Consider the following 14,611-nt stretch of genomic DNA (forward strand, 5'->3'; position numbering starts at 1 on the left):
ATGGCAGAGCTTGTCTACCGTCCCGTCGTCGGTCTCGCCCTCACGTTGTTCAAGGCGTGGGACCTCAAGATCGACTGCAAGGGTTCGGAGAACATCCCGCGCTCGGGCGGCGCCGTGCTGGTGAGCAACCACATCAGCTACCTGGACTTCATCTTCGACGGACTGGCTGCGCTCCCGCAGAAACGTCTCGTTCGGTTCATGGCGAAGGAGTCCGTCTTCCGCCACAAGATCTCCGGGCCGCTGATGCGCGGGATGAAGCACATCCCCGTGGACCGCAAAAAGGGCGACAAGGCGTACGAGCACGCGCTGGAGTCCCTGCGGTCCGGTGAGATCATCGGGGTCTTCCCGGAGGCGACGATCTCGCAGTCCTTCACGCTCAAGACCTTCAAGTCGGGCGCCGCACGCCTGGCCCAGGAGGCCGGCGTCCCGCTCATCCCGATGGCGGTGTGGGGCACACAGCGACTGTGGACCAAGGGCCACCCGCGCAACTTCAAGCGCAGCCACACCCCGATCACGATCCGGGTGGGCGAGCCGGTCGAGGCCCCGCACGACCAGTACGCGGGCGCGATTACGCGGCGCTTGCGGGACCGTGTGCAGGAGTTGCTGGAAGCCGCTCAGCGTGCGTACCCCGTGCGGCCCAAGGGTCCCGACGACACGTGGTGGATGCCGGCGCATTTGGGTGGCACCGCGCCTACGCCGGAAGAGGTTCGAGAGGCCGACGCCCGGTAGTTCGCTCGGGCAGTTGTGGGTTTTTGTCTGCGGGTCGGTGGGGGCCGGTCGCGCCCCGCGGCGGAGCCGCATATCGATACAGCCCCGCACCCCTTCGGGGCGCGACTCCGCACCCGGCGCCACCTAGCGGGCCATCTCCTCCTTCAGCGCCGCCACGAACGCGTCGACGTCCTCCTCTGTCGTGTCGAAGGCGCACATCCAGCGGACGTCGCCTGCCGCCTCGTTCCAGAAGTAGAAGCGGAAGCGCTTCTGGAGGCGTTCGCTGACGTCGTGCGGGAGGCGGGCGAAGACCGCGTTGGCCTGGACCGGGTAGAGGATCTCCACGCCGTGGACCGCTCGTACGCCTTCCGCCAGGCGCTGGGCCATCTCGTTGGAGTGGCGGGCGTTGCGCAGCCACAGGTCCTTGGCCAGCAGAGCTTCCAACTGCACTGACACGAAGCGCATCTTGGAGGCGAGCTGCATGGACAGCTTGCGCAGGTGCTTCATGTGGCTGACGGCGTCCTGGTTGATGACGACGACCGCCTCGCCGAACAGCGCGCCGTTCTTCGTCCCGCCGAGGGAGAGGATGTCGACGCCCACGGCGTTGGTGAAGGTCCGCATCGGGACGTCGAGGGAGGCCGCCGCGTTGGCTATGCGGGAGCCGTCCAGGTGGACCTTCATGCCGCGTGTGTGGGCGTGATCGCAGATAGCGCGGATCTCGTCCGGCGTGTAGAGCGTGCCGAGTTCCGTGCTCTGGGTGATCGAGACGACCTGCGGCATCGCGCGGTGCTCGTCGTCCCAGCCGTACGCCTGCCGGTCGATCAGGTCGGGCGTCAGCTTGCCGTCGGGCGTAGGCACAGTGAGCAGCTTGAGGCCGCCCATGCGCTCGGGGGCGCCACCCTCGTCGACGTTGATGTGCGCGCTCTCGGCGCAGATCACCGCGCCCCAGCGGTCGGTGACCGCCTGGAGTGCGACGACGTTGGCGCCGGTGCCGTTGAAGACCGGGAAGGCCTCCGCCGTGGCGCCGAAGTGGCTGCGGATGACGCCCTGGAGGTGCTCGGTGTAGACGTCCTCGCCGTACGCGACCTGATGGCCGTCGTTGGCCAGGGCCAGGGCCGCGAGCACCTCGGGGTGGGCCCCGGCGTAGTTGTCGCTGGCGAAGCCGCGGATCTGCGGGTCGTGGTGGCGGCGGGCGTCGGTCTTGGCAGGGTTCACGGCTGCTCGGTCAGCCACAGACGTTTTCCGTTCACTTCGGCGGCGGGCTTGTTCCAGACTCCGGCGACGGCATCGGCCAGGTCCTTGACGTCGGTGAAGCCAGCGAACCTCGCGTTGGGGCGTTCGGCGCGCATCGCGTCGTGCACCAGCGCCTTCACCACCAGGATCGCAGCCGCGGACGTCGGCCCCTGCTCGCCCCCCGCCTTGCGGAAGAAGTCGGCCATGGCCAGCGTCCACGCCTCGGCGGCGGCCTTGGCGGCGGCGTACGCGGCGTTGCCCGCGGTGGGCCTGCTCGCGCCGGCCGCGCTGATCAGGACGTACCGACCGCGATCGCTGCGCTGGAGCGCCTCGTGGAAGGCGAGGGAGGTGTGCTGCACGGTGCGGATGAGCAGCATCTCCAGGAAGTCCCAGTCGTCGAGGACCGTCTTGGTGAAGGTCTCGCTGCCGCGCCAGCCGCCGACGAGATGGACGAGGCCGTCGACCTTGCCGAAGTCCTTCTCGATACGGATGGCCCAGTCGCGGGTGGACTGCAGGTCGAGCAGGTCGACGGTGTCGCCGACGACGGTGGCGCCGCCGTGCGCGTAGCTGGCCGCGTCCACGGCCTCCGCCAGGCGCTCCGGGTCGTTGTCCGAACCGACGACGGTCGCGCCCGCCTCGGCGAGCCTGAGCAGTGTCGCCCGGCCGGCCGGTCCGCCGGCACCCGCGACCGCGATCACCGCACCGCTGAGAGCCCCGTTCCCCATGTTCATCGCCTCCTGAGCAGTGGTACTGGTGGTGCGGTCGCTCACGCGGCGATCCGCTCGGCGCTCTCCGCCGTGATGCCCTTGGTGGAGGCGATCACGTTCTTCAGCTTTTTGGAGAGGGCCTCATAGAACATGCTCAGCGGAAACTCGTCCGGAAGCACCTCATCGACGAGCTTGCGCGGGGGCTGGGTCAGGTCCAGGGCGTCCGGGCCCTTGGCCCAGCGGGAGCCCGGGTGCGGGGCGAGGTAGGTGGAGACCAGCTCGTAGGCCTTGAACCAGTGGACCAGCTTGGGGCGGTCGATGCCGGCGCGGTAGAGGTCCTCGATCTCGGCGCACAGCTGGTTGGTGACCTGGGGGGCGCGCTGCCAGTCGATGTGCAGCTTGTTGTCGGTCCAGCGGACGACGTCGTGCTTGTGGAGGTAGGCGAAGAGGAGCTGGCCGCCGAGACCGTCGTAGTTGCGGACGCGCTCGCCGGTGACCGGGAAGCGGAACATGCGGTCGAACAGGACGGCGAACTGCACGTCACGGGCCTGCGGGACGCCTTCCGCCTCCAGCTTCACGGCCTCCTTGAAGGCGGTGAGGTCGCAGCGCAGCTCCTCCAGGCCGTACATCCAGAACGGCTGGCGCTGCTTGATCATGAACGGGTCGAAGGGCAGGTCGCCGTGGCTGTGGGTGCGGTCGTGGACCATGTCCCACAGGACGAAGGCCTCCTCGCAGCGCTTCTGGTCGTGGACCATGGCGGCGACGTCCGAGGGCAGGTCGAGGCCGAGGATGCCGACGGCGGCCTCGGTGACCCGGCGGAAGCGGGCGGCCTCGCGGTCGCAGAAGATGCCGCCCCAGCTGAAGCGCTCGGGGGCCTCGCGGACGGCGATGGTCTCCGGGAAGAGGACGGCGGAGTTGGTGTCGTACCCGGCCGTGAAGTCCTCGAACTTGATGCCGCAGAACAGCGGGTTGTCGTAGCGGGTGCGCTCCAGTTCGGCCAGCCAGTCGGGCCAGACCATGCGCAGGACGACCGCTTCGAGGTTGCGGTCCGGATTGCCGTTCTGCGTGTACATCGGGAAGACGACCAGGTGCTGCAGGCCGTCCGCGCGCGTGGCCGCGGGCTGGAAGGCCAGCAGCGAGTCGAGGAAGTCGGGCACCGGGAAGCCGCCGTCGGACCAGCGGCGCAGGTCCCTCACCAGGGCCGCGTGATAGGCGGCGTCGTGCGGGAGCAGCGGGGACAGCTCCTCGACCGCCCCCACGACACGGCGTACGACGAGTTCGGCGTCGGCGCGGTCCGGGGCCCCCTCGGCGTCGAAGTCGATCGAGCCGTCCTGGGACTGCCATGGCCGGATCCGTTCCACGGCATCCTTGAGCACGGGCCACGCCGGATGCTCCACCACCCTCGACGCGGGAGCGAACTGCTCCTGCATACCCACCTGCACAAGAATTTCCGTCATTTCCCATCCTCCACGGGAGAACCTCGCGTATGGACACCGTATGCGTATGAGGTTTCTTCCAGCAAGGGGAGACTCGGGAGATTATCCTGTGCAACTTCATCGTCACCGCTCTTTTTCCTGCTTGACACCGAAACGGCGACGACTTCCGCTATGGGCCACAGTGACCGGAGCGCGCGTCGCCCCGCCGGTCAATCCGCGCAGGACTCGCCCACGCCAGGGTGACCGCCCGTGAGGGTCCGTTCCAGGTCGGTCCCGTCCGTCGCCCCGATCCCCTGTGTACGTACGGGTACATCGCCGGACGGGGCGGTTAGGCTGCGGCAACTGCCGCGCGGACGTCCGCTCCGGTCCGCGCGCGTGCCGAGCCGCCGTCGACGGAAGCGAGTCGAATCTTGAACTTCCTTACCATCGGTCATCGCGGAGTGATGGGCGTCGAGCCCGAGAACACCCTGCGTTCCTTCGTCGCCGCCCAGCAGGCCGGCCTCGACGTCATCGAACTCGATCTGCACCTGAGCAAGGACGGCGCCCTCGTCGTCATGCACGACGCCGACGTGGACCGTACGACCGACGGCACCGGCCCGATCGCCGAGAAGACCCTCGCCGAACTGCGCGCCCTGGACGCGGGCCGCGGGGAGCGCGTCCCCGTCTTCGAGGAGGTCCTGGACGCCGTCAGGTCGCCGCTCCAGGCCGAGATCAAGGACCTGGCGGCGGCGCGGGCGCTGGCCGAGGTCATGCACAAGCGGGATCTGGTCGGCCGGGTCGAGGTGTCGTCGTTCCACGACGAGGCGATCGCCGAGATCGCCCGCCTGGTGCCGGGTGTACGGACCGCGCTGATCGCCAGCCGGTTCGGCACGGACGTCGTCGACCGCGCCGTCGAGGCCGGCGCCGCGACCGTCTGCCTCAACATCCGCCGGCTGACCCTGGAGATCGCCGAGCAGGCCCGCAAGGCGGACCTCAAGGTCATCGGCTGGGTGGTGAACACGCAGGACCAGCTGCGCCTCGTACGCGCCCTGGAACTGGACGGCGCGACCACCGACTATCCGGAGATCAAACGCACCGGCCGCTTCACGGCGTAACGATTGTGCGGGCTCCTCACTCCGGGCGCGTCATGAGGTCGCGAGCTCCTTGACCAGCAGCTCGAACTGAAGGTCGTCGCGCTGCGGAATGCCGAAGCGCTCGTCGCCGTACGGGAACGGGGTCATCCGGCCCGTACGGCGGTAGCCGCGGCGCTCGTACCAGGCGATGAGGTCGTCGCGTACGGAGATCACGGTCATGTGCATCTCCTGGGCACCCCAGGTCTCGCGGGCCGCGCGCTCCGCCTCCGCGATGATCACCTTGCCGAGGCCGGCGCCCTGCTCTGCGGGGCTGACCGCGAACATCCCGAAGTAGGCGTGTGTGCCGCGGTGTTCGAGCTGGCAGCAGGCGACGACCCGGCCGTCCCGCTCCACGGTCAGCAGCCTGCTGTCGGGCGACTTGATCACCTGCAGCACACCCTCAGGATCGGTCCGCTGACCCTCCAGGATGTCCGCCTCGGTGGTCCAGCCACCCCGGCTGGCGTCCCCTCGGTACGCCGACTCGATCAGGGCGACCAGGGTGTCCACGTCGGCGTCCGTGGCGTCGCGGAAGATGAGTCCGGTGGCGGCGGTCTCCATGGGCGAAACTCCGATCTGTACACGGCTCGGGCTCGGACGAGGGTAGCGCTGCCGCATTAGGCTCCGGCGGCATGGTTCACGTACTGAGCAGCCGGATCCTGCTGCGGCCGACCGATCCCCACCGGTCCCGCGTGTTCTACGGCGAGTGGCTGGGGCTGGCCGTCTACCGCGAGTTCGGGGAAGGGCCGGATCGGGGGACGGTGTACTTCCTCGGGGGCGGGTTCCTGGAGGTGTCGGGGCGGTCCGAGAGCCCGCCGTCTCCGTCCGTGCGGCTGTGGCTCCAGGTCGAGGACGTGGGCGCGGCGCACGAGGAGCTGCGGGCGCGGGGAGTGGAGATCGTGCGGCCGCCGGTGAAGGAGCCCTGGGGGCTGATCGAGATGTGGATCGCGGATCCGGACGGGACGCGAATCGTGCTCGTCGAGGTGCCTGCCGAACATCCGATTCGGTATCGGCCCGGGATCTGAGCTTGTTCTTTATGGTCTGACCTGGTCGCGTTCGGTGATGGTCTCGGGCCGCTTCGCCGTTTTGCCCAGGTAGTGGCGAGTGGCGGTGTGCCGGTTCTTCGAGCCGGGAGGTCGGCCGGGGCCGGGCCGGTTGGGTTTCGGTGCACGGGCCGGGCAGGGCAAGTTCGGGCGGAGGTTCCTGAACCCGCGGCGGACCCGGGCGGGGGTGAGTCGGCCGGGCTCGGCCGGCTTCTCCCAGGGGGGCGGAGGTCGGCGGCCAGCGGGCGGGCGAGGCGGAGTTGGGTGTGGGCGGCGATGACCAGCCAGGTCCATCGGTCCGCCGCCTCGGGTGTGCGGAGCTTCGGGCGGGGCCAGCCCAGCGTCTGCTTGATCATCCGGAAGATCGAATCTGCGGAGGAACGCCTGCCAGCGCAGGTCGACGTCCACGCCCGACAGGCCGGTGGCCGACGTCCACAGCCAGACGGGGATGGATGCGGTCCCAGGCCATCGCGCGAGCAGTGCCGTATCGGTCGGTGACCTGCACGGTTGCGGTATCCGGATCGCCCCAGGTCTCCGATTTGGCGAAGCGGAACTCCCTGCCGTGCTTCGGCGGGCGTCCGCCCTGCGGCGGTGAGATCCGAGGATTTCCACCGGCAGCCCTTCCAGCAGACAGGCCATGCGCGGGGCGTCGTAGCCGGCGTCGAAGACGATCAGGATGTCGCGGTCGCCCGGCTGCCACTGCCCCATGTCGATGAGGTCGGTGACCACGCGGCGGACCTGGGCCGCGGTGACCTCGGCGACATCGTCGGCCGGCCCCAGCCGCAGCGCGTCCAGGATCTGGCACCACGAGGTCCGGCCCGACTCCAGCGTGGCGACGAACGAGTAGGGCCAGCCGGGCACGAACTGGTCCGACGAGCGTCCGCTGCGGCCGTAGACGTGACCAGGCGCCCGTCGGCGGCCTCGGGTTGCGGCAGCCCGGCCAGCACCTGCCGCAACCGGGGCACATCCACGTTCCCGCAGTTGAGCGCGTCGTACATCGCGCCGTGCCCGCGTCGGTGCTCGGCCGTCAGGGTGAGGTCCACCGGTGTGGTCACCGGCCCGTCGGTGCACAGCAGGGCGTCAGCAGCTCGAACGCACAGGATCAGACGGAGGCCGTGTTCACGTCCCCGGAATCCCCGTACGAGCGATCACGTTCGGCACATCGTTCGAGGTCAGACCAGAAGGAACAAGCGGAGGCGCATACGGAACGAGGGCCCGGGCTCCCTGCCGGGGCCCTCGTCCGCGCATGTGTCCTGGGTGCCGTTACGCGTAGAACGGCCCCGGCGTACTCCAGGTCGTGTTGCCGAAGACGTTCGCGTCGTCGATGGTGACGCTGACGTTCGTGACCTTGAGGCCGTACTGGGTGGGTGTCGTGCCGTCGGGGCAATTCACCTGCACGGGCGCGAAGTTGACGTAGAAATGCGGCCCGTACTCGCCGGAGTAGTTCCGGTGCGCGTAGAGGATGTAGTTGCTGTCGGGCTCGTAGTACGTCGCCGACAGGGGCTGCTGCTGGGTACGGACCACGAAACTGGTGCTGTGGTCGAACGTGCCGTCCGCGCGCAGACAGCCGAACGTGCGGGCCGTGTCGGCGTACGCCTGGAAGTAACCGCCGGTGCTGCTCAGGCCCGCGATGTAGCCGGGCTGGTTGCGTACGTTGTGCAGTGTGACGCTCAGCTTGAAGCCGCCGCAGCCTGCCGTCGGGTCGTAGTCGTGGTAGATGAGCTGGCACTTGCGGTCGCCGAAGTAGGCGGTGGGATCCGGGTTGTAGGGCTGGGGCACCACGGCGCCGTAGAACTTGACGGTCGCCGAGATACCGCCGTCGGTGGCCGCCGGGATCTCGACCGTGGTGGTGGCCTGGGCGGTTCCTGTACCGACCAGGACGAGCAGGGCCCCCGCCAGTAACGCCGTGGACAGCCGCCCCAGCGCTCTGCGCATGCTCCGCATGTGTGACTTCCCCCCTGTGCACGTGGTGCACGCTCACATGAACAGTGACCTGGGCACGCTATCCACCCCTCCGCTCCCACAACCGGGAAACGTCCCAGCCCTCACAACCGGAACGGATGGTCAAGGCCGGTGAGGACGTCGTCCCTGAGTCCCGAGTCGCCGGTAAGTGCAGCTCATGCGCGGTGATCAGCCGCTTGAACCGCGGGTACGCAGTCCGCTCGATCGAGGTCAGACCACAAAGAACAAGCTGAGCGGGACTGGTGAAGTACGGTGCGGCAAACAACCCGCATACCAGCGGAGCGCCTCGGCTGGCGCGCGGAGACGGATCCGCGGCAGGAGGCGGGCGGCTACACGGTCGCGCACCTCGGGGACGTGGCGGTCGCCGTGCTGACGCCGCTGTACCAGGAGTTGCAGCCAGTCACTTGGAACGTGTCGTTCTCCGTGCCGGACACGGACGCCGCCGCCCGGGACGTGACCGCGGCCGGCGGGACGGTGCTGCTCGGGCCGGGGGCATCGACGGCGCGGACTTCGGCGGCATGATGACGATGGACGCCAAGTTCCCGCCCGAGGTGCCGCCGCACTGGTTGCCGTACTTCGCTGTGGAGGACGTGGACGCGAGCGCGGGCACGGCGACACAGACCGGCGGCACAGCCCTCATGGAGCCCACCTCCCTGGCCGGCGGACGTCGGATCGCGGTGCCGCGGGACCCGCAGGGGGCGATGTTCGGTGTCTACCGGGCGGGGGACGAGGGCTGACTGTCGCAGAAGGTCGCGTTCAGGAAGAGCCCAGCGGTGTCACCGTCACCTGGTCGAGGACCGGGGCCCAGGCGGAGCGTTGGCCGTACTGGTTCCGGGTGCGGCCGTCGAAGTCGGGGAGTTCGTCGGCGGTGAAGGTCAGGGTGTTGGTGCCCTGTCGCAGGGTGACGGGGACGGAGAGGTTCCAGAAGTTGTTGAAGTGGAAGGTGGTGGGGAACAGCACGCGGTGGGGGGCGGCTCCGTTGACGGAGATGTCCACGTGGCGGCAGACCGGGTCGGGGTTGTAGTGGGTGGCGGGGGCCTGTTCGCCGTTGGAGTAGCGGATCGTGAGCGCGTGGCGTCCGTCGCGCGCTGCCGTCACGGTCAGAGTCAGCGTGTTCGCGGGTCCGTTGCCGATGCCGTCGACCGCCTTGCCTCCGGTGGCGAAGGTGTGGGCGCCGGTGACCTTCGCGCTGCCGGTCAGGGTGCCTTCCTCGGCGGCGTACACGGTGGTCGGCAGCAGTCCGCGCGCGGGGCCCACACGCAGTCGGTCGACGATGAGGCGTTCCGAAGTCCCGGTGACCGTGAGCTTGTTGATGCCTCCGGCGAGGAAGACCGCGGCGGCGGATCCGTCGACCCGCCCGGCCTCCTCGCCGTTGACCGTCAACAGGCCTTCGCCGGGCCCTAGTCGGTCGACGATGACGGTCGCCTCGCCGTCGTCGGCCGCGTGCACCCAGAAGGTGACGGTGCCGCCTCTCGGGAGCACCGCGGTGCCCGGTCCCGACGCTCCGCGGTGGGCGTGGCTGACGCGCGCCCCGCCGCCCAGGGCCGCGTATTCGGCGTCGTACAGGGCGGGCGCGGTGACCTGGTCGTCGCGCAGGGCCAGGTCGAGCCGGTCGACGACCGCGTCGCCGCGAGTGACGCCGAGGTCGGGGTCCCGGGTGGCCAGGGTGAGGGTGTGCCGGCCGGCGGTCAGCTCGACCCGGGTGTCGGTGCGGCCCCACACCGCCCACTTGTAGCCGAGCGGCAGCCGCAGCTCCTGCGGGGCCTCGCCGTCGACGCGAAGGAAGACGTTGGTGGGGCCCTGCTCCCGCACCCGCTCGGCCAGGTTGTGGGAGTTGGCGAGGACGGTGACGTCGTACGTCCCCTGCCGCGGGGCCTCGACGTCGAAGGCGACGACGACGTCCGAACCGGTGCGCAGGCCGCCCACGTGGTAGCCGCCGGAGGTCGCGAACTTCCCCACGTCGGAAGGGGATCCCTCGGGCCCGAGCCTCGTGCACCCCTCTCCGGTGAGGGTCGCGTCCTCGGCCTCGTAGGTGCGCCGCCAGCTCACCGACGGTTCCACCGGCGCGGCCCCGTGTCCGCCGGGCGAGAGGATCACCTGGTAGGCGGACATCTCGTCGGCGTCGGGCAGGGACACCGTCACTCTGCCGTCCACGACCGGCAGTTCACCGTCCCGGAGCCGCAACGGCTGGGCGGACGCGCCGACTTGGCCCGTCCACGGGATCTCCTGGAGCCGCGCGTGGACGGTCGTACCGAAGACCTCCGGGTCGACGCGGCTGAGGACGACGTCCACGGCCCCGCCCGTCCCGCCGAACAGCACCCGCGCCTGGCGCTTCTCCCGGTCGACGGTGGCGACGCCCTGGAGGGTGTACTGCGCGTCGGGGTGAGGGGCCGTCACCCGGACGGTGTTCCCGGTCAGTTGACCGTAGGCGTTGAACAGCCACCACTGGCCGTTGCCCTTGCTTGCCTCCACGGCCGAGTCGTTGAGGTTGCCGTCGATGTTCCAGTAAGCCAGGTCGGCGTCGACCTTCGACTCCTCGATCGCGGCGATCCACTGGACGATCTGGCCGGGGACGGAGACGTGGTAGTTGTGCGCGTACTCGTTGATGTTGACCGGCAGCGGGCCGATCCCCAACTCCCGCTCCATGTCACGGTACTTGGCGACGTTGGTGCGGATCTCGTCCGGCGACGACAGCTCGTGCCAGGTGATCACGTCGGGGAGTACGTCCTCGGCCTTGGCGAACTCCAGGAAGTCCATGACCTCGGGGTACAGAACGCAGGTGTTGGGGCCCGCGACGCGCGCGGCGGGGTCGAGGCCCTTGATGAGGCGGTACACGTCTTTCCAGGCCGCGAAGTAGTGCCGTGGATCAGTGCGCCAGGAGACCTGGTCGTAGCTCCACTCCTCCGTGCCGAACATGTTGCCCTCGGGCTCGTTGAACGGCACATACACCACATGGGACTTGTAGGCGCCCAACGCCTGGACCTGTTCGACGTGCCTGCGGATCCTCGCCCGAAAACCGGCGAGCCGCTCCTCGCCGGTGTCGCCGGGCCACTCGTAGGGGAAGCCGCGGTAGATGTCGGGGAGGTAGACGTAGACGTCCTTGCCGCCCGCCTCGACGAAGGACGGCAGGATCTCCAGGGCGTCGGCGCCGGGGTGCTGGGTGCCGTCCTGGGCCTTGGTCGAGACCGTGCGGACGTACATGCCCTCGACGAGGTTGCGGCTGGGCACGCCGTCGCCGTACAGGCCGTAGAGCGTGCCGCTCGCGCCTCCGTGGAAGGGTCCCGTCTCGTCGCCGAGGTCGACGGTGAGCGTCTCGGGGGTGGCGGAGGCTGCGGGTGCCACGGCATCAGTCCCTTGTTCGGCATGTCGTACGCCAGTCGATCAATCGACCGACCTGCACGAACGTAAGGAGGACGGGCAGCTCACGTCAACGGTCCGGAATCGGCCGGTCGGCCGGTCAAACACGAACCGCACCCAGGCGTCCTTCCAGCTGACCGAGCAAGTCGCCGAGCAGACCGGCGAGTTCACGCTGCTCCGTCGGGTCCAGGCCCGACAGCGCCACGGTCTCGTAGGCCAGTTGGTCGGGCAGGATGCCGTCGACGAGTTCGCGTCCGGCGTCCGTGAGGCGGACGTGCGCGACGCGGCGGTCCCGGGTGTCGCCGCGGCGCTCGACCAGGCCCCGCTCGGTGAGCTGCTTGAGGCGCTTGGTGACGGCGGCGCCCGAGGAGAAGGTCTCGCGGGCCAGTTCACTGGGGGTCAGTTCATGGCCCGTGCGGCGCAGCGCGCCGAGCAGGTCGAACTCGGGGCGGCTGAGACCGGCGCGGCGCAGCGGGGCGTCCTCGGCCTGCTGGAGGAGGGCGGCGCAGCGGTTGATGCGGCCGATGATCTCCATCGGCCCGGTGTCCAGGTCCGGGTGAACGCTCTGCCACTGCCGGACGACCCCGGCGACCCTGTCCCCTCTCCCCGATGCGGTCGCGCCGCCTTCCGCTGCCGGCCGTCCGTTCGTCCCCGTCATGGCCGTACGTCCTCCGTCGTCCTGTTCTCGCCGCTCCAGGAGCACCACCCCTGGCGCCGCACCGTCGCCGCGAGCGTACGGTGTCCGGACTGCTCGGCCCGCACGACCCGCTCCTGCGGCAGCGCACGCTGCCACCATTCGCCGGACGCCGCGTCGACGGTGGCCCGCAGCTCGACCAGCCCGGCGGCGAGGCCGCGGCGGGCCGCTTCCAGGGCTGCGGGCGCTGGATCCGGTTCCGCGAGGAGCCGGGCGGTGTGCTCACGGGTGCGTTCTACGACGGTCAGCGCGTCCTCGATGCGGTCGCCCGCCCGCCGGTTGGTGACGGCGACGGCCGCCACGAAGCCGACCAGGGCGCCGACGAGGGTGTCCACGACCCGGTCGGTGATCAGCTCGCCGGGCTGCTGGACCGCGGCGAACTCGGTGATGAGCAGGGCCATCGGGGTGACGCAGACGCTGCCGAGCCAGTAGTTGCGGCTGATCAGTGCCTCGGCGCCGAAGTTGAACGCGAGGCAGGACAGGACGAGGGCGGCCGGGTGAAGGTGCGTGAGCGGGGCGATCGCGGCGAAGACGAGCACGCCGACGAGGTTGCCGACGACGCGCTGGACGCCCCGGCTCCAGGTGAGGGTGACGTTGGCCTGATAGAGGGAGGCAGCGGTGACCAGGGCCCAGTAGGGGCGGCCGATGCCGAGGGCGAGGGAGGCGTAACCGGCGAGTGCGCAGCCGAGGGCGGTGCGCATGGCGATGGGAGTTAGCGGGCCGAGCCTGGTCCACAACGGGCTGGGCAGGCCGGCGAGTTCGGCGTCCACGCCGAGGAGTTCGTCGGCAGACGCCGCCAGGCCGTCGGGCGCCGGGACCGGGCCGGTGCCGCGCAGGCCGCGGGCCCAGGTGCGCAGCCGGCGCGGGTCGGTGTCGGCGGGGGCGGCGAGGGCGGCCTCGGCGCGGACGACGAGCCGCTCGAGGGCGCGGCGAGGTTCCGTGCGCGCGCCGGTGGACAGCAGGGACTGCCAGGCGGCCTGGATTGCGGCGGCCGCGGCGGCGCGGGCCCGGGCGTGGCCGTCGCCGGTGCCGCGGGTCTCGGCGTAGGTGGCGGCGGCGTTGAGGGCCTGGGCGGTGGCCCGGCGCTCGGGGCCGTGCGGGCGGACGAGCCCGGGCGCCATGCCGACGAGCCAGGCCCAGACCCCGGCCGCGACGCCCAGTGCGAGGTGTCCGGGGATCTGGGCGAGGGTCTGGGGTGCGAAGAGGGAGGCGGAGCTGATGAAGGTGAGGACCACGTTGCCGGGCGGGCCGATACGAGTCGCGTCGCACAGCGCCTTCTGTACGGCGGCGAGCAGCGCGCCGACGGTGACGAGGACCACGGAGTTCGTGGTGAGCGACGCCGTGACCAGCGCGACGGCGAGACCGCCGATCATGCCGAGCACTACCCAGGCGAGGACGCGGGCCCGGGCGGCGTAGGGGCGGTTGTGGGCGTAGAGGGCGCACAGGGACCCGGTCATGGTGTACATCGCCAGATCGAGGCGGCCCAGTGCCAGCAGGGTCAGGTTGGGCGGGGCGACCGCGGCGACCACGCTGAGGGCGGGCTTGAACCAGATGTCGGAGGGCCGACCGAGGCGCAGCACGCCGGTGAGCGGGAGGCGCCTGAGGAGCGGGGTTCCGGGGGTGGGGGTCACACTGCTCATGGGAACAAGCTTAGCAGGTATTTTACTCGTGAAACATATATCCTCATCTGCCGCGCTCCGTGAGTGCTCCCCCGCATACCCCCTTGCGCTCGGTTGCGCCCCGCATTGCCTGGGCATCCCTTGACCGTCGACCGCCCGCCTATCCCGGAACGTCGAGTGGGGGAGGTACGTGTGCACGGACCGGCTTCGCCCGGCTGGCTTCTCGTCGCGCTGTGCGCGGCGACCGGGGCCTACTGTCTGCTGCGGATGCGCAGCAACGTCGAGGAGCAGCGGCGCGCCGCGGGCGGTGAGGCTCTGATGGGCTTCGGTATGGCCGCGATGGCCGTGCCCGCCGCCGTCTTCAGTCCTCCGTCGTGGGCCTGGCCGGTCTATGCGGCGGTGTTCGGTGCGGCCGCGCTGCGCGCCCTGTGGGCGGCGCGGACGAGCCCGCACCATCTGCACCACCTGGTGGGAGCCTCGGCCATGGTCTACATGGCGGTGGCGATGGCCGCCTCCCCCGTACACCACCACGGCCCGGGCACCTCCGGAATCCCGCTGCTGACCGGCGCGTTGCTGCTCTACTTCACCGGATACGTCCTGCTGTCCGGCGTCCGCCTCGTGCCCGTCGCCGCCGTGGCGGGCGGTGCCGGGGCCGTCGGGTGGGGCGACCGGCCGGAGCTGTCACGCGCGTGCCGGCTGACGATGGGGATCGCCATGGTCGCGATGCTGCTGACCCTCTGAAC

General features: G+C 70.3%; 12 protein-coding genes and 2 pseudogenes. 5 read left to right on the top strand and 9 right to left on the bottom strand.

Annotated features, from left to right (window positions below; all coding sequences use genetic code 11):
- Window positions 1-729, top strand: a complete 729-nt coding sequence (locus AC5DRG_RS06140; protein WP_491808659.1) for a lysophospholipid acyltransferase family protein — start codon at window positions 1-3, stop codon at window positions 727-729.
- A 123-nt stretch (window positions 730-852) separates the two neighbouring features.
- On the opposite strand, the gene AC5DRG_RS06145 is transcribed toward AC5DRG_RS06140, so the two are convergent.
- From AC5DRG_RS06145 to AC5DRG_RS06155, 3 genes are read right to left on the bottom strand one after another with little or no spacing between them, the layout of a single operon-like run.
- Window positions 853-1,923 (bottom strand): threonine aldolase family protein, encoded by a 1,071-nt coding sequence (locus AC5DRG_RS06145; RefSeq protein WP_491808660.1) that lies wholly within the window; start codon window positions 1,921-1,923, stop codon window positions 853-855.
- Window positions 1,920-2,666 carry an SDR family oxidoreductase gene (locus AC5DRG_RS06150; protein WP_491812975.1) on the bottom strand — a complete coding sequence of 249 codons (747 nt, stop codon included), beginning with the start codon at window positions 2,664-2,666 and terminating at the stop codon, window positions 1,920-1,922. Before AC5DRG_RS06150 ends, AC5DRG_RS06145 begins: the two co-directional genes overlap by 4 nt.
- Before the next feature lie 41 nt (window positions 2,667-2,707).
- On the bottom strand, window positions 2,708-4,105 hold the full coding sequence (locus AC5DRG_RS06155) for a DUF6421 family protein (RefSeq protein WP_491808662.1): 1,398 nt from the start codon (window positions 4,103-4,105) through the stop codon (window positions 2,708-2,710).
- 389 nt (window positions 4,106-4,494) lie between these two features.
- On the opposite strand from AC5DRG_RS06155, the gene AC5DRG_RS06160 reads away from it, so the two are divergent.
- Entirely contained in the window at window positions 4,495-5,178 is a 684-nt protein-coding gene (locus AC5DRG_RS06160; RefSeq protein ID WP_491808664.1) for a glycerophosphodiester phosphodiesterase, read from the top strand.
- A 30-nt stretch (window positions 5,179-5,208) separates the two neighbouring features.
- Here the strand turns inward: AC5DRG_RS06160 and AC5DRG_RS06165 are convergent, their stop codons facing one another.
- Window positions 5,209-5,754, bottom strand: coding sequence for a GNAT family N-acetyltransferase (locus AC5DRG_RS06165; RefSeq protein ID WP_491808666.1), 546 nt, complete (start codon window positions 5,752-5,754; stop codon window positions 5,209-5,211).
- 71 nt (window positions 5,755-5,825) lie between these two features.
- Between AC5DRG_RS06165 and AC5DRG_RS06170 the strand changes: the two genes are divergently transcribed.
- A complete protein-coding gene (locus AC5DRG_RS06170; protein WP_491808667.1) occupies window positions 5,826-6,218 on the top strand; it encodes a VOC family protein in 393 nt (130 codons plus the stop codon).
- Between the two features lie 9 nt (window positions 6,219-6,227).
- Here AC5DRG_RS06170 and AC5DRG_RS06175 read toward each other — a convergent pair.
- Window positions 6,228-7,291 (bottom strand): annotated as a pseudogene (locus AC5DRG_RS06175) (transposase).
- 208 nt (window positions 7,292-7,499) lie between these two features.
- Window positions 7,500-8,171 (bottom strand): hypothetical protein, encoded by a 672-nt coding sequence (locus tag AC5DRG_RS06180; RefSeq protein ID WP_491808669.1) that lies wholly within the window; start codon window positions 8,169-8,171, stop codon window positions 7,500-7,502.
- Between the two features lie 279 nt (window positions 8,172-8,450).
- Between AC5DRG_RS06180 and AC5DRG_RS06185 the strand changes: the two are divergent.
- A pseudogene (locus AC5DRG_RS06185) lies at window positions 8,451-8,935 on the top strand (VOC family protein).
- A gap of 19 nt (window positions 8,936-8,954) precedes the next feature.
- Here the strand turns inward: AC5DRG_RS06185 and AC5DRG_RS06190 are convergent.
- From AC5DRG_RS06190 to AC5DRG_RS06200, 3 genes are all read right to left on the bottom strand, one after another.
- Entirely contained in the window at window positions 8,955-11,540 is a 2,586-nt protein-coding gene (locus AC5DRG_RS06190) for a cellulosome protein (protein ID WP_491808671.1), read from the bottom strand.
- A gap of 115 nt (window positions 11,541-11,655) precedes the next feature.
- Window positions 11,656-12,213 carry a MarR family winged helix-turn-helix transcriptional regulator gene (locus AC5DRG_RS06195; RefSeq protein ID WP_491808672.1) on the bottom strand — a complete coding sequence of 186 codons (558 nt, stop codon included), beginning with the start codon at window positions 12,211-12,213 and terminating at the stop codon, window positions 11,656-11,658.
- Entirely contained in the window at window positions 12,210-13,889 is a 1,680-nt protein-coding gene (locus AC5DRG_RS06200; RefSeq protein ID WP_491808674.1) for an FUSC family protein, read from the bottom strand. The genes AC5DRG_RS06195 and AC5DRG_RS06200 overlap by 4 nt, the downstream gene beginning before the upstream one ends.
- A gap of 171 nt (window positions 13,890-14,060) precedes the next feature.
- On the opposite strand from AC5DRG_RS06200, the gene AC5DRG_RS06205 reads away from it, so the two are divergent.
- Window positions 14,061-14,609 (top strand): DUF5134 domain-containing protein, encoded by a 549-nt coding sequence (locus AC5DRG_RS06205; protein WP_491808676.1) that lies wholly within the window; start codon window positions 14,061-14,063, stop codon window positions 14,607-14,609.
- Window positions 14,610-14,611 lie beyond the last annotated feature (2 nt).

Source organism: Streptomyces sp. JLBG701 (assembly GCF_058544905.1).

Bases quoted from the DNA above. Each gene is read 5' to 3' on its own strand.
- AC5DRG_RS06150 (WP_491812975.1), bottom strand. From the start codon at position 2,666: ATGGGGAACGGGGCTCTCAGCGGTGCGGTGATCGCGGTCGCGGGTGCC.
- AC5DRG_RS06200 (WP_491808674.1), bottom strand. From the start codon at position 13,889: ATGAGCAGTGTGACCCCCACCCCCGGAACCCCGCTCCTCAGGCGCCTC.
- AC5DRG_RS06195 (WP_491808672.1), bottom strand. From the start codon at position 12,213: ATGACGGGGACGAACGGACGGCCGGCAGCGGAAGGCGGCGCGACCGCA.
- AC5DRG_RS06180 (WP_491808669.1), bottom strand. From the start codon at position 8,171: ATGCGCAGAGCGCTGGGGCGGCTGTCCACGGCGTTACTGGCGGGGGCC.
- AC5DRG_RS06170 (WP_491808667.1), top strand. From the start codon at position 5,826: ATGGTTCACGTACTGAGCAGCCGGATCCTGCTGCGGCCGACCGATCCC.
- AC5DRG_RS06140 (WP_491808659.1), top strand. From the start codon at position 1: ATGGCAGAGCTTGTCTACCGTCCCGTCGTCGGTCTCGCCCTCACGTTG.
- AC5DRG_RS06165 (WP_491808666.1), bottom strand. From the start codon at position 5,754: ATGGAGACCGCCGCCACCGGACTCATCTTCCGCGACGCCACGGACGCC.
- AC5DRG_RS06155 (WP_491808662.1), bottom strand. From the start codon at position 4,105: ATGACGGAAATTCTTGTGCAGGTGGGTATGCAGGAGCAGTTCGCTCCC.